Below are 19,707 nucleotides of genomic sequence, written 5' to 3'. Positions count from 1 at the left end.
ACGGGAAATGAGATACTATTTTACAACACTTAAAAGCTCTTTTTGGGCTTTCCAGCCGGATTCCGAACCCGACGTTTCCAGTTCTTTCAGCGCTTGAAGCACGGCCTCTTTCTGCTTTTTGTCAGCGGCGTCTGCGCCGTCTGCCGCTTTTGCCGCTTCAGCCACTTCCGTTTTTGAAAGATTTTTGCCGGTAATCGCTTTGGCGGAGAGCTCAGATGCCTGTTTAAAAGAGTCTTCCAGCCCTGAATCGACCGCAAAGCTGAGCTCCTTTCCGCCCCAAGCCTCAAAATCATGGTCTATCAGTGTCTGACCCAATTGCTGTGATAAGCTTTTTTCCGCTGCAAGCCCGGCGATCACGTATGTGTATCCGTCTTCTTTTGCCAGAGAGACGGCCGAGTATCCTTTTTCAGTCAGCTGGTCAACAAGCGTTTGCGCTCCTTTTTCTGATGAAAATTTTCCGGCCTGCACCGCATATGTTTTATAGTTTCCCGCTGAAGATTCCGCATCTCCTGTGCCGGCTGTTTCAGATTTGTCGTTAGAAACATCTCCCGCTTTCACCGTCTGCCCTTGTGAACCTTTGTCAGCTGATGCCGGAGCGGAGGCTTCTTTACTTCCCGACATATTTAAGGCGACAAGGCCGAGCCCGGTGCCTAAAACAGCCGCAACGGCAATTGTCGTGACCGCCTTTTTAACTGGAGAAGACGGCTGCTTTTTTTTCGGAAAATGAGGGCCGTTTTTTTTCTTCTGGTATGGCGGAACGACTTTCGGGTCATCTTCAAATACCTCAGAATTCTTCTCATGATCCCAATTGAAATCTTCTTCTTTCGGATCTTCATGGGATGCGGCAGTCTCCTGTTCCGCCTTTTTTGTTTCTTCCCAATTGGAAAATGTGACGGTCTTCTCCCCGCCTTCATTCACATCTTCTTGTCCATACATCGTTTCTTCTTGTCCGTTAATGGTTACTTTAAGGGCATTGTTTTTAGCTTTGCTGTGCTTTTTGCTCTTCCTTTTTTTCAACGTCTCTTCCCCCTTGCATTCGTCTTGGCCGTACCTTGAACTGATCATGGTTCACACTTTAGCATAGGCGAAAAAAAAAAGAACAAGACTTTTGTCGTCTTGTCCAAAAAACGTTCGCCAAATTTTTCAAGCCCCGCCTGAAGCGAGCTTGATGTAAAACGAAAACAGCTCATCACCGTATAAATAACTCAAAGCGCTCCCGGCTGAGATGGCCGGCGCAAACGGAAATGGCTGCTTTTTACCAAGACTGCCCCGGGCTGCGGCGCACATACCGTATACCGCTCCGATCATAACGGAAAGAAAGAATGCAATGAGCACGAGCTTCACGCCGAGCGTCAGGCCGATCACCCCAAACAGTTTCACATCACCTGCGCCGATGCCTCCTTTACTGACAAACATGATAAAAACAAGCAGAAAAAATCCGCAAACGGCTCCGGCAAACCCCGCATACCATGAATCCAGCGGAGAAAACATACGGCCGGCGATGAAAAGCGGAAGAAAAAACAGCAGAACTTTGTCAGGAATCAGCATATATTGCAGATCCGTCATAGTAACAATCATGAGGAGAGACAGAAATAACAGCGCGACTAACAGTTCTTTTGAGAAACCGAAATGAATGCCTGCAGCCGTGAATAAACACGCCGTCCAGCATTCCGCCGCCGGATACATAACCGACAGCTTCGCACGGCAGTTTCTGCATCTGCCTCTTTGCAGAATATAGGAGACGACGGGCACAAGCTCCCCCCAGGAGAGCGGCAAGCGGCAAAACGAACAGGATGAACGCGGCGAAATAACCGAGATTCGCAGCGGGATACGGCACGCTGCTGTATAAAAAAAAGAACCGAAAATCAAGCCGAGAAAAAACAGAATCAAAAGCACTCAGACCACACCTTTACTATCAATCTGGCTCAGATTATAGCAAAGAAAAACACCATGACTGAAATGGCTGAAAATATATTTTCAGCATAAAAACACCCGGCAAAACCGGAAAATGGTCTGCCGGGCATCCGAGGGGCTGTCAGATAAGCCGCTTTCTCATCTCTGAAATAAAATATAAGGAGCCGGTAATGATGATGACATCATCCGCCCCGTCTTTTTGTTCTATCCATTCTTTCACACTGTCCGGGTTCTCATCGAAGCTCTTAGATGCAAGACTGCTTGCATTGTAAAGGGCTTCGGCGCTTGAAGCACGCGGAAAGTCAAATGATACAAAGTGAATGGAATCCGCTTCGGTTTCAAGCTTTTTAATCATTTCCTGATACGGTTTGTCTTTTAATGCGCTGAATACGACATGGACGTTTTTACCGGCAAAGCGCTGCCGGATCGTTTCTGTCAGCGTTTCAACACCCTCTTCGTTATGGGCGCCGTCCGCAAACACTAAAGGGCGGCTTTGAAGACGTTCAAACCGGCCCGGCCAGGAAGCTTTTTTCAGGCCGTTTCGCATCGCTTCTTCTGAAATGACTGCGGCTTCCAGGCGATTCAGCCATTCAGCGGCCAATATCGCCAATGCCGCATTCTGCCTTTGGTGAATGCCGATCAGCGACGTTTGAATGTCTTCATAGCATTTCGTTTCTGTTTCCAGCGAAAAGCTTTCGCCGGACGGAAGCGCCGCTTCATTAAACAGTCTGCATGTTTTATAAAGTGACTGATACGGAGCCTGCTTTTTTTCGGCTTCCGCTTCAATAACGCCGAGTGCTTCCGGCTGATTGACGCCCGTAATGACCGGAATGGAATTTTTAATAATACCGGCTTTCTGCCCGGCGATCTCCTCGATGGTATTGCCTAAAATGGCCATATGGTCATGTCCGATACTTGTAATGACCGACAGAAGCGGTTTCACAATATTGGTTGAATCAAATGTGCCGCCGAGCCCCGCTTCAAAAATGACAAAATCGATATCAGCCCGCTTCGCAAAATATAAAAATGCACACGCTGTAATGATTTCAAATTCCGTCACCGTTCCGGCATCGGTCTTATCAAGCTCATCGACTATCGGTTTTATGTCATTAACGAGCGTTCTCCATTCCTCATCGGTAATCGGCGTGCCGTTGACGCTGATTCGCTCATTAAACGTAATCATGTAAGGCGATGTGAACGTGCCGACCGTATAACCGGCTTCTTGAAGGACGGAACGGATAAAAGAAACGGTTGATCCTTTGCCGTTTGTGCCCGCCACATGAATGGCGCGAATGTTCTTTTCCGGGTGTTCCAGTTTTTCCATCAGCTTTTCCATACGGAGAAGGCCCGGCTTAACGCCGAACTTGAGTCTGCCGTGAAGCCAGCTGATCGCTTCTTTGTACGTATTAAACAATGAAATCCCCTCTTTTATACGACAAGGCGGTTTCTTAGGAAACCGCCCCGCTGTTTTATCAGCCTTTCAGCTCTGCAATCCGCTGCCGGACAGCTTCGCGTTTTGCCGTGTAGTCTTTCTCTTTTCCGCGTTCTTCTTCAATGACATGCTCAGGAGCTTTTTTAATGAATCCTTCGTTGCCGAGTTTTTTCTGAACGCGTTCGACTTCTTTTGTCAGCTTGTCGAATTCTTTTTGCAGACGGGCGATCTCCTCATCAATGTTAATCAGCCCTTCAAGCGGCAGAATGACTTCCGCTCCGGTGACGACCGCTGTCATCGCTTTGTCTGCCGCAGCGATATCCGTCCCGATTTTCAGCGTGCTCGGATTCGTAAAGCGTTCAACGTAAGAACGGTTCTTCTCAAGGCGGCCGGCAATGTCTTCGGTAGATGTTTTAATGTAAAGTTCAACCTGCTTGCTCATCGGCGTGTTGACTTCGCTCCGGATATTGCGGACAGAACGGATTAATTCAACGAGCAGTTTCATATCCGCCGCTGCCTCTTTATCCGTATGTTCCGGCACCGGAACCGGCCAAGAGCTGATCGTGATTGACTCACCTTCATGAGGAAGGTGCTGCCAGATTTCTTCCGTTAAGAATGGCATAAACGGGTGAAGAAGACGCATCGTCTGGTCAAGCACGTATGCCAGAACAGACCGGGTTGTTTTCTTCGCCGCTTCATCTTCCCCGTACAGCGGAAGCTTCGCCATTTCGATATACCAGTCGCACACATCGTCCCAGATAAAGTTGTACAGGTGGCGTCCGACTTCACCGAATTCATAACGATCCGCAAGCTGTGTCACGTCTTCTATCGTTTCATTCAGTCTTGTGAGGATCCACTTATCAGCAACTGATTTTTCACCGGACAGATCAAGCTCGTCATACGTCATGCCGTCCATGTTCATTAATGCAAAACGGGAGGCGTTCCAAATTTTATTTGCGAAGTTCCATGTGGATTCCACTTTTTCATAGCTGAAACGGAGATCCTGTCCCGGTGAACTTCCGGTTGCCAGGAAATAGCGCAGGGAATCCGCTCCGTACTTGTCGATGACATCCATCGGGTCCACGCCGTTCCCAAGGGATTTACTCATTTTTCTGCCCTGCTCGTCACGGATTAAGCCGTGAATCAGCACGTCTTTGAACGGACGCTCGCCGGTAAACTCAAGACCTTGGAAAATCATCCGGGATACCCAGAAGAAAATGATGTCATATCCCGTTACAAGTACATCGGTTGAGTAATACCGCTTAAAGTCTTCAGCGTTTTCATCAGGCCAGCCCATTGTAGAAAACGGCCAAAGCGCGGAGCTGAACCATGTATCAAGCACGTCTGAATCCTGCTCCCAATTTTCGCTGTCTTCAGGCGCCTCAAGGCCGACGTACACTTCTTTTGTTTCTTTATGATACCAAGCCGGGATGCGGTGGCCCCACCACAGCTGACGGGAAATACACCAATCACGGATGTTTTCCATCCAGTGCAGGTACGTTTTCTCGAAACGGTCAGGAACGAAGTGAACCTTCTCTTCCTTTGCCTGAAGGTCAACCGCAGCATCGGCCAGCGGCTGCATTTTGACAAACCATTGTGTGGACAGGTACGGCTCAACAACGGCGCCGCTTCTCTCACTGTGGCCGACAGAATGCATATGGTCTTCGATTTTAAAGAGAACGCCGGATTCCTGAAGATCTTTGACGAGTTTTTTGCGGCATTCAAACCGATCCATGCCGTTATATTGCAGCGCTTTTTCATTCATTGTTCCGTCTTCATTCATGACGAGAATCCGCTCTAAATTGTGGCGGTTTCCGAGTTCAAAGTCATTCGGGTCATGGGCAGGCGTGATTTTAACGGCGCCTGACCCGAATTCCATATCAACATAATCATCGCCGACAATCGGAATTTCGCGGTTTGTAATCGGCAGAATCACCGTTTTGCCGATTAAGTGCTTGTAGCGCTCATCTTCAGGATGAACCGCGACAGCCGTGTCGCCAAGCATCGTTTCCGGACGGGTGGTCGCGATTTCAATTGAGCCTGAACCGTCTGCTAACGGGTAGCGCAAATGATAAAACGCGCCCTGTACGTCTTTGTAAATCACTTCAATATCGGATAAAGCCGTTTTTGTGGCAGGGTCCCAGTTGATGATATATTCGCCTCTGTAAATCAAGCCTTTCTCGTACAACTTGACGAAGACTTCACGCACGGCTTTGTTCAGCCCTTCATCAAGAGTAAAACGTTCACGTGAATAATCGAGTCCGAGTCCCATCTTGGCCCATTGGCTGCGGATGAAATCAGCATACTCTTCTTTCCACTTCCACGTTTCTTCTAAAAACTTTTCACGGCCGAGGTCATAACGGCTTGTGCCCTGTTCGCGGAGTTTCGCTTCGACTTTTGCCTGAGTGGCGATGCCGGCGTGGTCCATGCCCGGAAGCCAGAGCACGTCATAGCCCTGCATGCGTTTCATACGCGTAACGATATCTTGCAGCGTCGTATCCCACGCATGTCCGAGGTGCAGCCTGCCCGTCACATTCGGCGGCGGAATGACGACAGAATACGGCTGTTTCGTTTGATCGCCGCCCGCTTCAAAATATTTTCCTTTCAGCCAAAAATCATAGCGGCCTTTTTCAATCGCAGACGGATCATATTTTGTCGGCATTGTTTGTTCGTTTGTATCCATGATAACCCTCCAGCATGTTTAGAAATGGCTGAGCAACTAAAAAAGAGCCTTCATCCTGATAAAGGACGAAAAGCTCTTTCGCGGTACCACCTTTTTTCATGAACAGATTTGTTCATGCACTTAAACGGATAACGGGTGCGGCCCGAATTTCTCTACTGTATGTTCAAGAAATTATGCTCCCGGGCGACCTTCCAATGAGACGGCATAAGAAGCCTTTCAGCACAGTAGCTTCTCTCTCTTCATGCGTCTTTCTTGTACTCTTCCCGTTCAAAGCAGGTGTATTTATATCAGCTCATGATCTTATTTATTATGTTCTTTATTATAGTAAAAGTGTTTTTGATTCGTCAATCATCTTTTCCAAAAACCGCTGCCGTCATACATAAATGGGCATGCACCCCGCTCTTCCCCTTACATACGATACATAGAAAGGCGAATGTGAGGAGGAATTGCCCGTGAGAAAAAAATTCAATTCTTATTCGCTCCCCCAGTGGGCCAGACAGGTCCGCCTTGTATCCGTGCAAGTCATTATCCCGATTACGATCTTTCAGGGGATCAGGACGATTTTCTTTCCGACGACTTTTGATGTCCTGCTGCTTGCCATCCTGCTGTTTTTAGCGTGCGCCCTGCATTTGGAATGGATATAAAAAAACGAGTCCCGTTATGAAGAGGACTCGTTTTCCGCTTTTATTTTTTTCTCCCGTTCAATCTGATGAACCTTCATGAGAAAAGGCTCAACGTTTTTCATCTGCCAAAACGCTCTTAATAATTGCGTGCACTCTTCTTTTTCAGAGCCCCTTTGGCCGGTCTGATACCGTTTCAGCACTTTGTACATGGCGGACGGATAAGCCATATAGCTGAGAAACAGACTGATTTCCGCTTCACGGAGCGGGAATGATTTGTGATACGTATAAAACCAGTCCAGACATTCCGGACATGCTTTCGGATAGCTTCTGAACATTCTGGAGTAAAAGCCGAGCAGGTCATTTTGCGGAGGGCCCAGTGCAGCTTTCTCGAAATTCGTGAAAAAGCCCGATCCCGCATCATTATACAGAAAGTGGCGGCTCGATAAACTGCCGTGGTTGATCACCGCTCTCGTCTTGTCATGATCCTTTGCTGCGTCAAACCATTCTTCCAGACGTTCCAGAGCAAAATTGACGGCGGAAACCGTTTCTGTAAGATACGTAACGGCCTGCAGTTCAAAAGGTGAAAGGTACCACTCTTTTTCCGCCCGGTCGGCGAATTGTTCATAGACAAGCTTATCATTTTCCCAATCTCTTTTCGTTGCTTCATAAAAGCCGCTGATATCTTCAGTCCGGATTTGGATGTCCCGCACAGTCGCAGAATGGAGCTTCGCGACCTCTTTAAAAAGGTAAACATGTTTTTGGTCCCGTTCTTCCTCCTGATCGTACTGAAGCCAAGGCATTAAATAATAAGAATTCTCCGTCTGTCTCCCTGCAAAAAAATCGCCGGCATACGTGCGGCAGATCGGCACAAATGATCGGTAGCCTTTCTCCTCAATCTCAATCATAAGATCCGTAAATTCACTGCTGCGGGCCGGCTTGAGCTGTTTCAAAGCAAAAATGCCGTAGTTTGAGTAGACCTTCCAAACATGCGGGCTGACAGGCTCAATATACTCAGCCGCCAGCCCGTATTCCTGAAGCACTGATTGGACTGCTTCCATTCCATTCACCACATTTTTACGGCCTCTTTGTGCTTACACATGGCTGTTATTATATTCAGGTATATACAGAAGCTGACCTTCCTCAAGCTCGTCATCAAACGATAAAGCATTCGTTCGGATGAGCTGCTGGGATGTAATGTCATATCGTTCACACACCCGGTCGATTGTATCTTGCTGCTGCACGATACAAATTTTCATTCTTGAAAACTTTTCTTCTTCCCTTGTAAATAATTTTGTCAAGTAATGAGAGTTGTCATTTTCCTTCTGCTCGGTTCCCGGTGCCGCTTCTTCATTCTTTCTTTCAGGCTTAAGCGGCTCAGGCTGTTCAGCTTGCGCCGGCTCCTCAGGCGGCAGTTTGGAAAACTGAAAAGACAAATCGAGAGGCTTCCCGGTTTCCTCCTCCGGCGGCGCCATCTTCCTTACCTCAATTTCAAACCCTTCTTCATCATGAGCCTCTTCTTCAAGCAGCTTAGGAGCGCTGTAAAACTCCTCTTCCTGCCGTTCCGGAACGAACTCGCGATAAACGGGCGCCTGCTCCTCTTGAAAAACCGCAGGCTCATCTTCGTCTTCTGCCGCCTTATGATCGCTCTGACGGAGAAGCGGCTCGGCCTCTGGCTGCTCTTCTTTTTGAAGGAAGGGCTGTTCCGCAATTTTTGGTTTTTCTGCATGCGGAGTCAGAGTGAAAGCAGGGAAAACCGGTTCGATATCATCTTTCGGCTCTTCCTGCACTTCTGCTGAATCATCCTCAAATACGGGTTCATTCCTCACAGCTGACATGATTGCAGGCTCCTCAGCTTCTTCCGGCTCTTCTTCGTGCTGGAAGGAAACGGGAGGAGGAGGCTCAGTAAAGGAAACAGGTTTAGGCACCTCTTCTTGCTCCCTCAGAATCGGGGCTGCTTCCTGCTCTTCTTCTTCTTGCTCCCTCAAAACCGGGGCTGCTTCCTGCTCTTCTTCTTGCTCCCTCAGAATCGGAGCTGCTTCCTGCTCTTCTTCCTGCTCCCTCAGAATCGGGGCTGTTTCCTGCTTTTCTTCTTCCCGCTCCCTCAGAATCGGGACTGCTTCCTGCACTTCTTCCCGCTCCCTCAGAATCGGAGCTGCTTCCTGCGCTTCTTCCTGCTCTCTCAGAAGCGGGGCTGCTTCCTGCGCTTCTTCCTGCTCCCTCAGAATCGGGGCTGCTTCCTGCTCTTCTTCCTGCTCTCTCAGAATCGGAGCTGCTTCCTGCTCTTCTTCCTGCTCCCTCAGAATCGGGGCTGTTTCCTGCTTTTCTTCTTCCCGCTCCCTCAGAATCGGGGCTGCTTCCTGCTCTTCTTCCTCCTGCCTGAGTAAAGGCGGGATTTCTTCCTCGTTCTTCTCTGTTTCTTGTGCTGCTTCTTCTGATACAGTCAAAGGTATTTCAGGCTCATGGCGTATCATTAATTCTGGTTCATTTTCGTCCTCAGAATGATGTCCGGCAAGATTGATCATTTCTTCTCTGGCAAATTCAGGCGCCACGTACAAAGGGATCTCCGGCTCTTTCGGCTCGGATTCCTCAAGCAGCCCTTCAATTGCCAAATCAGCTTGAATGGTTAAGATCCTTGAATCCGTCAGCTGATAATCAAAGGCATCAATAAATACGAAAACATCATTGAGGTGGCTCACTTTATTTTTCGGAATCGTGATGTCCACCGGGAAACAATGAATGAGCTCGGCCGTGCCATCCTCCCTCGCCCTCACTTCCTCTACATGCCTCAGCTCCCTATCAAGCTCTTCAAAATGACTGCTGTGATCTATGTTGTACTCGCCAGTAAGTTCTAATGATCCTTTAATTGAGACATAATCATTTACTTCCTGCACCCTGATGTCAGGGTCTAATGAAATCGAAAGTAATTCAGAAACTTCCTGTCCTTTTTGGAAACAGATTGATTCTTCAACAGAAAATTGCAATCGGTGATTATGCGGCAAGTTCATATCCTCCTTTCATCTAATCCATACAATTAGATGTCACTAAAGGTGTATGCCGCAATCCGGGAAAATATGATAATGGAGGCATTGAAAAAAGCCGATACAAGTCTTGCTTGCATCGGCTTTTCGGTATCAGCGGCTGATCGCCTGGAACACTTTCTCAGCGGCTTGAATGGTATTTTCAATATCCTCCATTGTATGCGCAGTGGAGAGAAACAATCCTTCAAATTGAGACGGCGGCAGAAATACGCCTGCGTCGGCCATCCCTTTATAATACTTGGCGAACAGCTTTAAATCAGAAGATTTGGCTGCTTCATAGTTAATGACAGGCTCATTGGTGAAAAAGAAGCCGATCATTGACCCCGCCCGGTTAAACGTGTGCGGAATGCCGTGTGCTGCAGCTGCTTTTGAAATGCCTTCTTCAAGCATATCGCCTTTTTTCACAAATTCTTGGTAAGATTCAGGTGTGAGCTGCTGTAACGTCTCAAGTCCCGCTGTCATGGCAAGCGGATTTCCAGACAATGTTCCCGCCTGGTAGATCGGACCGCTCGGCGCGATTCGTTCCATAATGTCAGCTTTTCCGCCATACGCACCGACAGGAAGACCGCCGCCGATGACTTTGCCGAGACACGTTAAGTCAGGCGTCACGCCGAAATACCCTTGCGCGCAGTTATAATCCACGCGAAAACCGGTCATGACCTCATCAAAAATGAGCAGCGCGCCATACTGTTCCGTAATGTCGCGAAGTCCTTGTAAAAAGCCTTCCTGCGGCGGAACAACGCCCATATTGCCTGCTACCGGTTCAACAATGACCCCGGCAATATCTTCACCGTACTCCCGGAATGCGAGTGCAACGCTTTCCAAGTCGTTGTATGGAACGGTAATCGTATTCATTGCTATTCCTTCCGGCACGCCCGGGCTGTCCGGCAGGCCGAGTGTCGCCACTCCGGATCCCGCTTTGATCAGCAGCGAATCACCATGGCCGTGGTAACAGCCTTCAAATTTCAAAATTTTGTTGCGGCCGGTGTATCCTCTTGCCAGACGCAGGGCGCTCATTGTCGCCTCTGTGCCGGAGCTGACCATCCGCACGATTTCAACAGACGGCACACGGTCAATGACCAATTTGGCCAGTTCGTTTTCCACTTCAGTAGATGCCCCGAAACTTGTCCCGTTCTCGGCTACTTTTTTCAGGCTTTCAACGACCCTGTCGTTCGTGTGGCCCAAAATGAGCGGCCCCCAGCTCAGGACGTAGTCGATATATTCATTGCCGTCAATATCAAAAATTTTCGATCCTTTTCCGCGCTGCATAAAGATCGGATCCATATCAACTGATTTAAACGCGCGCACCGGGCTGTTCACTCCGCCCGGCATCAGTTTCTGCGCTTCTTTAAAAGCGGCTTTTGATTTTTCATAGCTTCTCATCTGCCTCAGCTCCCGTCAAATGAAATCGTTACTCAGCAAGCCATTTTGCTGCGTCTTTTGCATGATACGTCATAATCAGATCGGCTCCTGCACGTTTCATGCCCGTTAAAATTTCCAGCACCATTTCTTTTTCTTTAATCCAGCCGTTTTGGGCTGCCGCTTTCACCATGGAATACTCCCCGCTCACATTATATGCGACCAGCGGCAGGTGATGGCGGTTTTTCACATCACGCATAATATCTAAGTATGACATAGACGGTTTGACGATTAAAAAGTCAGCGCCTTCTGCCGCGTCTGATTCAGCCTCACGTAGCGCTTCCAGGCGGTTGGCCGGATCCATCTGATATGTTTTTCGGTCACCGAACTGCGGCGTGCTGTCAGCCGCGTCGCGGAACGGGCCGTAAAATTCACTTGAATATTTCACGGCATAAGACATGATCGGAATATTCGTGAATCCTTCTTTGTCGAGCGCTTCCCTGATCACTGTGACAAAACCGTCCATCATATTTGAAGGAGCGATGATGTCAGCGCCGGCTTTAGCCTGGCTGACGGCTGTCTGCGCCAGCAGCTCAAGCGACTCGTCATTGAGGATTATTCCGTCTTTCACGACGCCGCAATGGCCGTGATCCGTGTATTCACAGAGACATGTATCAGCGATGACGATCATTTCAGGATAATGCTTTTTAATTTCAGCAATCCCTTTCTGCACAATGCCATGATCGTGAAAAGCCTGGGTTCCGCAGGCGTCTTTTTCTTCCGGCACGCCGAAAACGATGACCGACTTAATGCCGAGCGATATCAGCTCAGCCATTTCATCCTTTAACAAATCGAGTGATACATGATAAACCCCCGGCATGGAAGGAACTTCTTTTTTTCCTTCGAGTCCTTCAACGACAAATAACGGGTAAATAAAATCTGAAGGGTGAAGACGTGTTTCTTTTACTAGATCTCTCATCGCAGCGTTCGCGCGCAAACGGCGGTGTCTGTTAAATGTTTGATTCATCATTATCTATCCTTTCCCGACATGCTGCACATGACGTCCAGCATGCCTTCAATCGTATAGGTGTCAGGCACATGGGATGAGATCCCGTATTCCAAGAGCGCTTTCTCTGTCAAAGGGCCGATGCTGATATAGCTCGCACCGCTGTTTTCCCACGCTTTTTCTCCGTCTCCGACCGCGTGCATAAACGTATGCACCGCCGATGAACTGGTAAACGTAATAAAATCAAAATGAGAGCGGGATGCAGCCCGTCTCAGCTCGTCCATGCCTTTTTCATCCTGAATGGTATTGTATAACACCCATTCCCTTATTTGATAGCCAAGCGGCTCAAGCTCCGCTTTTATGACATCGCGTGATAAATTGCCCTTTATCAATGAAACGGGTTCGGCAGCTGATGCGTGCCGTTTTAAAGTATCAGCCAGACATTCCGCCACATACTCGTCAGGCATCGCATCCGTCCGGGCTCCCCGCTCTTTCAGGGCGCGCGCTGTCTTTTCACCGACGGCTGCGATTTTTTTCCGTTCCGGAAGCGCAAGGCCATGCTGATCAAGGTAGGAAAAAAAGAACCGGACACCGTTTACGCTTGTAAACACAAGCCAGCCCGGTTCAGAAAGGTCTTCCCGCAGACTGTCCGCACATTCATCCGGGAGCGCTTCCTGAAAAGCGATCAGAGAGGCGGAAACAGCCGTTCCGCCGAGCGCCTCCACTTTTTTTCGAAACGGTGCTGCCTGTCTTTTGTTCCGGGTGACGAGCACGGTCTTTCCTTGTAAAGGAAGGTCATTTGCCATCCTGTTCGAGCTCCTGTTTCACGCTGTCGATTAGTGCTTTGGCTCCTTTTTCAGACATCATCGCCGCACAGCGTTTCCCGATTTCTTCCGGATCATGTCCCGCCGCTGTTTCTTTATAAATCGTCTTTCCGTCCGGAGACGCGACAAGACCGACCAATTCAACCTCATCCCGGTCATTGACGGACGCATACCCGGCTATCGGCACTTGGCAGCCGCCTTCCATCGCGTGTAAGAAAGCCCGTTCGGCTGCCACCGTGCGCTGCGTATACTCATCGGTAAATTGCGCAAACAGCTTCAAAAGCTCTTCATCCGACTCTCTGCATTCAATGGCAAGAGCGCCTTGGCCGACCGCAGGCAGACAGCGGTCCGGTTCGAGGAATTCCGATACGACATCATCTTTCCAGCCCATTCTCGAAAGCCCCGCAGCCGCTAAAATAATAGCATCGTAATCTTCCGTTTCAAGCTTTTGAAGTCTCGTATCGATATTGCCTCTGATCCACTTAATTGTAAGGTCAGGGCGTTCAGCAAGAATCTGGGCGCTTCTTCTTAAACTGCTGGTGCCGATGATGCCCCCTTCTTTTATGCCGTCCAGCTTTTGATGCCCTTTTGAAATGAGCGCATCACGCGGATCCTCACGTTTCGGTATGCAGCCTATGACAAGACCCTCAGGCAAAACGGCGGGCATGTCTTTCATGCTGTGAACCGCCATATCAATCTCCTGATGCAGCAGCGCCTGTTCAATCTCTTTGACAAACAAACCTTTGCCGCCCACTTTTGACAGTGTAACATCGAGGATGCGGTCGCCTTTTGTGACAATCTCCCGGATTTCAAAGTCATAGGAAGGATTCAATTCCTTCAGTTTGTTAATCACCCATTTTGTCTGGGTCATAGCCAGTTTGCTCCGTCTGGAACCTACCTTAATCGTTCTCATTTTCTTTCCTCCCGAATCTGTTTGGGCGCGTGCGTTAACTGAACCAATGGAATTGTGACAGGCTTCCGAGCAGGAAGTAATTAATCATCAGCACGAGAAAACATGCTGAATTCCATAACGCCGCCACTTTCCCCTGCAGTTCCTTAATCATTCTGATATATAAATAGTAGCTGTATAAAAGCAGCACAATAAACGAGCCGAGCACTTTTGAATCAAACCAGTACAGCGTTTCCAGCGACACATACGCCCAGATCACGCCTAATATCAGGCTCAACAGCAGCATCGGAACCCCGATGACATTTAAAACGTAAGCCATATAATCAAGTTTTGACAAATCTTCAATTCTCAACAGCCATTTTCCCCATTTTTTCTTCTTTAATAAAGAATATTGAAACTGATAAAGAAGCGAAAAGACAAAAGAAAGGGAAAAAGCGCCGTAAGACAGAATCGCCATTGTAATATGAATGACCAAAAGCTCTGAGACCAGCTGGCCGGAAAAGGCGGCCGAATGCTGATCCGTCGGTGAAAACGTATGGATCGCAATCATCGAGAAACCGATGACATTCGTGAAAAACACGATAAAATCAACCCGCAGAATCTGCGTGACCACAAGTGAAAGCGTGACAAGCACCCACGCATAAAAGTAAAGGGCCTCTGTAATATTCAAGACCGGAAATCTGCCCGTCTGCCACATGAAATAAGAAAGATAGACAGTTTGCAGAGTCCAGACAATAGAAAGCAACCAGAAGGCTATTTTTCCAGCCTTCCGGTTGTGTTGAAGAAAATCTATAAAGTAAAAAAGGACGCTTACTGCATAAATAACAATTGTCGCTTCATTAAGTCTTGCCATTGCTGTATCAATCATACAGCCCTCACTCACTTACAAGCGGACGTAAGCCCGTTTTTGCTTCTGCCTTTTGAAACGAATGAACCGTCTGGCGGTTATCCAGGCTTTTGTCCAGCTGGCGGCCGGCCTCTTCCTCAATATCGAAAATCTGCATAAACAGCTTCAGCTTTTCATCTGAATCCGCTTCAGCCGCAAGCTCTTTCGCTTTCAGAATCGGGTCGCGCAGCATTTGGTTAATGATGCTTTTCGTATGTTTGCTGAGAAGTTTTTTCTCTCTTACCGTCAGATGAGGCAGCTTGCGCTCAATGCTCTGCATCGTATCGGACTGGATGGACAGCGCCTTTTCACGCAGCGCCGAAATAACCGGCACGACGCCGAGTGTATTAAGCCACTGCTTAAACTCAACAATTGCCGCTTCAATAAACAGCTCGACTTTTTCAGCGGTTTCGCGGCGTTCTTGTAAGTTGGCTTCAACGATTCCTTCAAGGTCATCAATATCGTACAGAAAAACACCTTCAAGATCGTTAAGCGCCGGATCGAGGTCTCTCGGCACAGCGATATCCACCATAAATAACGGACGGCCTTTCCGCTGTCTGCCCGCTCTCTCCATCATTTCTTTAGACACGACGAAATCACTTGCGCCTGTCGAACTGATTAAAATATCAGCTTCAGCAAGTGCATGTTCAAGCTGGTTTAAGCTGCGCGCTTCTCCGGAGAAACGGTCAGCAAGCGCTTTTGCCTTCAAAAACGTTCTGTTGATGACCGTTACTTTGCCGATACCCTGACCGTGCAGGTTTTCTGCGGCGAGCTCGCCCATTTTTCCCGCACCGAGAATCAAAATGTGCTTATTTGACAATGAGCCGAAGATTTTTTTCGCGAGTTCAACGGCGGCGTAACTGACGGAAACGGCATTGGCGCCGATATCGGTTTCGGCATGCGTGCGTTTGCCGACGGTCACCGCCTGTTTAAACAGCTCATTGAAAATGGTGCCGATCGTCTTTTCTGCCTGCGCCGTTTTAAAGCTCGAGCGGACCTGGCCGAGTATTTGCGTCTCTCCGATGACCATGGAATCTAAACCGCACGCCACACGGAATAAATGCTCGATCGCCGCGTCGCTCTCATAAAATTTCAGAAACGGAGACAGCTCTTCTTTCGGCAGCGAGAACCATTCGGATAAAAATGTCTTTATATAATAACGGCCGGTATGAAGCTGGTCGACCACCGCATATATTTCGGTGCGGTTGCAGGTTGACACGATAATGTTTTCTAGAACGCTTTTTTCTTCTTTTAAGCGGAGCATCGCTTCTGCAAGCTCATCCGGCTGAAAACTTATTTTTTCGCGTATTTCAATAGGGGCGGATTTATAATCTACTCCCACAACAAGAATATGCATCGCTTTCATGCACCCCCGTACATCGCAATTTATTTATAATCATTCTAACATAGAATTTATTATTTATAATAATTATAACATAGTTTCTTCGGGAAAATGTGAACAGATTTCAAAAATGTTATGCTATAGTATAAAAAGCTCGTTCCCACTGTAATCATCATACTAAAAATCCTTTACTGCGGGTAGGTGACAGGATGAAAAAAACATCAATTTTATTACCGGGACTTCTGCTTGCCGCTTCATTATTTGCATGGCTTCAGAGCGGACAGGTTCACCTGTTTGCGAATCAGGGGGAATGGCCGGTGCTCCTTATGCTCTTGGGGGCCGTGCTCTTGTATCAGGGCAAAAAGGAAGCGGCCGGGCCTCACGTCCTGATCGGCATGCTTCTTTTCGGCATAGGTTTACACTTTTTCGCCAAACCTGAGCTCTCATGGTGGCCGGGAGATTTTGAAATGATTCTCTTCGTCTTCGGATTCTCCTTATTTGCGGCTGCCAGAAAAGAATATGTATACGAAGCGGCTGCCATGATTGGTTTTTCCCTCTTTTTATACTTCTTTAAACAAATTACGGCGTGGCTGGAGTCCGTCCATATTCCGACGGAACACTTCAAAACATACTGGCCGTATGTTTTCATCGGAATCAGCCTTTTATTATTGTTTATCAAGCGGAACAAAACTATACGATAAAACCCAAAACGCACTGCGTTTTGGGTTTTTCATTACCGGCTGATCATTTTTTTAATGGCTCCCCATGCTTCATCTTTGCCTTTTTTCGTTTCAGAGGAAAATAAAATCAGCTCATCTTCAGGATCCATATCAAGCGTCTGTTTGACAACCTTTAAGTGCTTGTCCCATTTTCCTTTTGGAATCTTATCCGCTTTTGTCGCAATGACGATGACGGGAATGCCGTAATACTTCAGGAATTCATACATGTTCACGTCTTCAGCAGACGGCGCGTGTCTGAGGTCGACAATCTGCACGCAGGCTTTCAGCTCTTCACGGGTCGTCATATAGGTTTCAATCATTCTCCCCCATGCTTCCCGCTCGCTTTTGGAAACCTTCGCAAATCCGTACCCGGGAACGTCGACAAAATGCAATTCATCATTGATGATGTAAAAGTTTAAAGTCTGTGTTTTCCCCGGTTTTGATGACGTTCTGGCCAAGTTTTTCCGATTGATTAATGAATTGATAAAAGATGACTTTCCTACATTTGATCTGCCCGCCAGCGCGATTTCCGGAAGCCCCCCATCAGGGTACTGTTCGGGTTTGACCGCGCTGATCACGATTTCTGACTTTGTGACTTTCATTTCTTCTCTCCTACTAAGGCATGTTCCAAAACGTCATCCAGGTGAGAAACGAATATAAACTTCAGTCCTTCTCTGACGCTTTCTGGAATATCCTCTATATCTTTTTCGTTATCTTTAGGCGCAATAATAGTGGTCAGGCCCGCTCTGTGCGCGCCGAGCGCCTTTTCTTTCAGTCCGCCGATCGGAAGCACGCGCCCCCGCAGCGTGATTTCTCCCGTCATACCGACTTCGCGTTTTACCGCACGGTCCGTTAATGCTGAAACGAGCGCCGTGGCCATCGTAATTCCGGCAGAAGGGCCGTCTTTCGGCACCGCTCCTTCAGGGACATGGATATGAATGTCATACTTCTCATGGAATTTCGGGTCGATTCCGAACTGTTCCGCTTTCGAACGGACATAACTGAAAGCGGCCTGCGCTGATTCCCGCATGACATCTCCAAGCTTCCCTGTCAGAACCAGCTTTCCTTTTCCCGGTGACAATGACACTTCGATTGACAGCGTATCTCCGCCGACCGTCGTATACGCGAGCCCCGTGACAACCCCGATTTGATCTTCGGTTTCCGCCTGTCCGTATCTGAATATCCGTTTTCCGAGATAGTCGGCCAGATTTTTCTCTGTAACGGTAATGCGTTTTCTCTCCTCAGACACAATGGCTTTCGCAGCCTTTCGGCAAATGGCGGCAATCTGGCGTTCAAGCGTTCTCACGCCGGCTTCCCTCGTGTAGTAGCGGATGATGTCCGTAATCGCCTGATCCCGAATCTGCAGGTTGCTCTTTGTGAGCCCGTGCTCTTTGATTTGTTTCGGAAGCAGGTGATCTTTCACGATCTCCAGCTTTTCGTTTTCAGTGTAGCCTGACAGGCTGATAATCTCCATTCTGTCTCTGAGAGGGCCAGGGATGGAAGCAAGGTTATTCGCAGTCGCGATAAACAGTACTTTCGATAAATCGAACGTCTCTTCAATATAGTGGTCGCTGAATGTGCTGTTTTGTTCCGGATCCAGCACCTCAAGCATCGCCGAAGACGGATCGCCTCTGAAATCAGACGACATTTTGTCGATCTCGTCGAGGAGAAAGACCGGATTTTGTTTGCCGGCTTTTTTCATCCCCTGTATAATACGGCCCGGCATCGCCCCGACGTATGTGCGCCGGTGCCCGCGGATTTCAGACTCATCGCGCACTCCGCCCAGTGAAATTCTCACAAAACGGCGTCCCATGCTCGTACTGATTGATTTTGCAAGAGATGTTTTACCGACTCCCGGAGGTCCGGCGAGACAAAGAATCGGCCCTTTCAGCGTTTTCGTCAGCTGTTTCACGGCCAAATACTCCAAAATCCGCTCTTTCACTTTCTCTAAGCCGTGATGCTCTTTATCTAAGATTTCCCCGGCTTTTTTAATATCAAGTTTATCTTCTGTTTCATCCGACCACGGAAGGGCGATGAGCCAGTCAATATAGTTGCGGATAACAGAGCTTTCCGCTGAGCTTGACGGCACTTTTTCGTAACGGCTTAATTCCTTAAGCGCCGTTTCTTTGACACGCTCAGGCATGCCTGCTTCTTCTATCTTTTCCGTGAGCGACTGAACTTCGCCGGTTTTTCCTTCTTTGTCGCCAAGCTCCTTCTGAATGGCTTTCATCTGTTCGCGCAAATAATATTCCTTTTGAGTGCGTTCCATCGAACGTTTGACGCGCTGACCGATTTTTTTCTCAATCTCCAGCACTTCTTTTTCATTATGAATGGAACGAATGACCTTATTCAGACGTTCTTTAATATCCGCCGTTTCTAAAATGTCCTGCTTGTCCTTTAATTTCAGCGGGAGATGAGAAGCGACGATATCCGCCATTCTGCCGGGCTCTTCAATATCAGTCACAGCCGCATACGTTTCTGCGGAAATTTTTTTAGAAATTTTTATGTACTGGTCAAAATGGTCCAGCAGCGTCCGCATAAGCGCTTCGTCTTCCACGTCTTTTGAATCATCCTCATGCATCAGCTGTATATCGACCGAAGTATAATCTTCGAGTTCGGTGTATTCAAGGATCTGCGCCCGCTGAATTCCTTCTACAAGCACTCTGATCGTACCGTTGGGCAGCTTCAGCATCTGTTTAATTTTTGTATAAGTGCCGACGGCGAAAATATCCTCTTCACCCGGTTCGTCTATCGAAATATCCTGCTGAGTGGCTAAAAAAATCATATGATCATGCATCATTGCCTGTTCAAGAGCCTGAACCGACTTGTCACGGCCTACATCTAAATGTAAAACCATTGTCGGGTATACCAATAAGCCTCTTAAAGGGAGGAGCGGGATGCTGCGTTTTGTATCTTCTGCCATGTGACTGACACCTCCGTGACTTTAGTATGAACCATTATAATACAACTT

The 19,707-nt window shown here is 48.1% G+C and carries 16 protein-coding genes and 1 other annotated feature; of the genes, 2 read left to right on the top strand and 14 right to left on the bottom strand.

All coding sequences use genetic code 11. The features are described from left to right. Positions 1-15 precede the first annotated feature (15 nt). The 4 genes from C5I45_RS06620 to C5I45_RS06605 all read right to left on the bottom strand — a co-directional run bounded on the left by C5I45_RS06620 (position 16) and on the right by C5I45_RS06605 (position 6,029). A complete protein-coding gene (locus C5I45_RS06620; protein WP_003152644.1) occupies positions 16-1,017 on the bottom strand; it encodes an SPOR domain-containing protein in 1,002 nt (333 codons plus the stop codon). Positions 1,018-1,143: 126 nt separating this feature from the next. Further along, a complete protein-coding gene (locus tag C5I45_RS06615) occupies positions 1,144-1,896 on the bottom strand; it encodes a prepilin peptidase (protein WP_003152643.1) in 753 nt (250 codons plus the stop codon). Positions 1,897-2,035: 139 nt separating this feature from the next. Next, positions 2,036-3,328 (bottom strand): bifunctional folylpolyglutamate synthase/dihydrofolate synthase, encoded by a 1,293-nt coding sequence (locus C5I45_RS06610; RefSeq protein ID WP_107994286.1) that lies wholly within the window; start codon positions 3,326-3,328, stop codon positions 2,036-2,038. Between the two features lie 58 nt (positions 3,329-3,386). Further along, positions 3,387-6,029 (bottom strand): valine--tRNA ligase, encoded by a 2,643-nt coding sequence (locus C5I45_RS06605; RefSeq protein ID WP_003152640.1) that lies wholly within the window; start codon positions 6,027-6,029, stop codon positions 3,387-3,389. A 58-nt stretch (positions 6,030-6,087) separates the two neighbouring features. After that, positions 6,088-6,309 (bottom strand) — a binding site (T-box leader). A 172-nt stretch (positions 6,310-6,481) separates the two neighbouring features. Here C5I45_RS06605 and C5I45_RS06600 point away from each other — a divergent pair. Next, complete coding sequence (locus tag C5I45_RS06600; protein ID WP_003152639.1) at positions 6,482-6,673, top strand: hypothetical protein; 192 nt, start codon at positions 6,482-6,484, stop codon at positions 6,671-6,673. 14 nt (positions 6,674-6,687) lie between these two features. Here the strand turns inward: C5I45_RS06600 and ysxE are convergent, their stop codons facing one another. The 8 genes from ysxE to hemA form a co-directional block, all read right to left on the bottom strand. Further along, entirely contained in the window at positions 6,688-7,710 is a 1,023-nt protein-coding gene (gene ysxE, locus C5I45_RS06595; protein WP_012118110.1) for a spore coat protein YsxE, read from the bottom strand. Between the two features lie 33 nt (positions 7,711-7,743). Continuing rightward, positions 7,744-9,651: a LysM peptidoglycan-binding domain-containing protein gene (locus C5I45_RS06590; RefSeq protein WP_107994285.1), complete on the bottom strand. Its 1,908-nt coding sequence runs from the start codon at positions 9,649-9,651 to the stop codon at positions 7,744-7,746. A gap of 132 nt (positions 9,652-9,783) precedes the next feature. Then, positions 9,784-11,073 carry a glutamate-1-semialdehyde 2,1-aminomutase gene (gene hemL, locus C5I45_RS06585; RefSeq protein WP_003152633.1) on the bottom strand — a complete coding sequence of 430 codons (1,290 nt, stop codon included), beginning with the start codon at positions 11,071-11,073 and terminating at the stop codon, positions 9,784-9,786. Positions 11,074-11,101: 28 nt separating this feature from the next. Then, positions 11,102-12,076 (bottom strand): porphobilinogen synthase, encoded by a 975-nt coding sequence (gene hemB, locus C5I45_RS06580; protein ID WP_103695114.1) that lies wholly within the window; start codon positions 12,074-12,076, stop codon positions 11,102-11,104. Positions 12,077-12,078: 2 nt separating this feature from the next. Continuing rightward, positions 12,079-12,861 carry a uroporphyrinogen-III synthase gene (locus C5I45_RS06575; RefSeq protein ID WP_014305519.1) on the bottom strand — a complete coding sequence of 261 codons (783 nt, stop codon included), beginning with the start codon at positions 12,859-12,861 and terminating at the stop codon, positions 12,079-12,081. Beyond that, complete coding sequence (gene hemC / locus C5I45_RS06570) at positions 12,851-13,792, bottom strand: hydroxymethylbilane synthase (RefSeq protein ID WP_003152630.1); 942 nt, start codon at positions 13,790-13,792, stop codon at positions 12,851-12,853. Before hemC ends, C5I45_RS06575 begins: the two co-directional genes overlap by 11 nt. A gap of 34 nt (positions 13,793-13,826) precedes the next feature. Beyond that, a complete protein-coding gene (locus C5I45_RS06565; protein WP_003152629.1) occupies positions 13,827-14,657 on the bottom strand; it encodes a cytochrome c biogenesis protein in 831 nt (276 codons plus the stop codon). A gap of 7 nt (positions 14,658-14,664) precedes the next feature. Continuing rightward, complete coding sequence (gene hemA, locus C5I45_RS06560; RefSeq protein ID WP_003152628.1) at positions 14,665-16,032, bottom strand: glutamyl-tRNA reductase; 1,368 nt, start codon at positions 16,030-16,032, stop codon at positions 14,665-14,667. A 194-nt stretch (positions 16,033-16,226) separates the two neighbouring features. Between hemA and C5I45_RS06555 the strand changes: the two genes are divergently transcribed. After that, positions 16,227-16,718, top strand: a complete 492-nt coding sequence (locus tag C5I45_RS06555; RefSeq protein WP_014305520.1) for a hypothetical protein — start codon at positions 16,227-16,229, stop codon at positions 16,716-16,718. A gap of 32 nt (positions 16,719-16,750) precedes the next feature. On the opposite strand, the gene yihA is transcribed toward C5I45_RS06555, so the two are convergent. Continuing rightward, positions 16,751-17,338 (bottom strand): ribosome biogenesis GTP-binding protein YihA/YsxC, encoded by a 588-nt coding sequence (yihA, locus tag C5I45_RS06550; protein ID WP_003152626.1) that lies wholly within the window; start codon positions 17,336-17,338, stop codon positions 16,751-16,753. Beyond that, the gene (lon, locus tag C5I45_RS06545) at positions 17,335-19,659 is read right to left on the bottom strand and encodes an endopeptidase La (RefSeq protein WP_107994284.1); all 2,325 of its coding nucleotides are present in this window, start codon (positions 19,657-19,659) and stop codon (positions 17,335-17,337) included. Before lon ends, yihA begins: the two co-directional genes overlap by 4 nt. Between the last annotated feature and the right edge of the window lie 48 nt (positions 19,660-19,707).

The sequence above is a fragment of the Bacillus sp. ZY-1-1 genome, from assembly GCF_003047165.1.
Taxonomy (GTDB): Bacteria; Bacillota; Bacilli; order Bacillales; family Bacillaceae; genus Bacillus; species Bacillus velezensis.
Note: the sequence above shows the minus strand (reverse complement) of the source record. Positions and strands in the feature narration are given on the sequence as shown.

Excerpts from the sequence above, each read along its gene's own strand:
- hemC (WP_003152630.1), bottom strand. The coding sequence starts at position 13,792 with ATGAGAACGATTAAGGTAGGTTCCAGACGGAGCAAACTGGCTATGACC.
- hemB (WP_103695114.1), bottom strand. The coding sequence starts at position 12,076 with ATGAATCAAACATTTAACAGACACCGCCGTTTGCGCGCGAACGCTGCG.
- C5I45_RS06555 (WP_014305520.1), top strand. The coding sequence starts at position 16,227 with ATGAAAAAAACATCAATTTTATTACCGGGACTTCTGCTTGCCGCTTCA.
- C5I45_RS06605 (WP_003152640.1), bottom strand. The coding sequence starts at position 6,029 with ATGGATACAAACGAACAAACAATGCCGACAAAATATGATCCGTCTGCG.
- lon (WP_107994284.1), bottom strand. The coding sequence starts at position 19,659 with ATGGCAGAAGATACAAAACGCAGCATCCCGCTCCTCCCTTTAAGAGGC.
- hemL (WP_003152633.1), bottom strand. The coding sequence starts at position 11,073 with ATGAGAAGCTATGAAAAATCAAAAGCCGCTTTTAAAGAAGCGCAGAAA.
- C5I45_RS06575 (WP_014305519.1), bottom strand. The coding sequence starts at position 12,861 with ATGGCAAATGACCTTCCTTTACAAGGAAAGACCGTGCTCGTCACCCGG.
- C5I45_RS06565 (WP_003152629.1), bottom strand. The coding sequence starts at position 14,657 with ATGATTGATACAGCAATGGCAAGACTTAATGAAGCGACAATTGTTATT.
- hemA (WP_003152628.1), bottom strand. The coding sequence starts at position 16,032 with ATGCATATTCTTGTTGTGGGAGTAGATTATAAATCCGCCCCTATTGAA.
- yihA (WP_003152626.1), bottom strand. The coding sequence starts at position 17,338 with ATGAAAGTCACAAAGTCAGAAATCGTGATCAGCGCGGTCAAACCCGAA.
- ysxE (WP_012118110.1), bottom strand. The coding sequence starts at position 7,710 with ATGGAAGCAGTCCAATCAGTGCTTCAGGAATACGGGCTGGCGGCTGAG.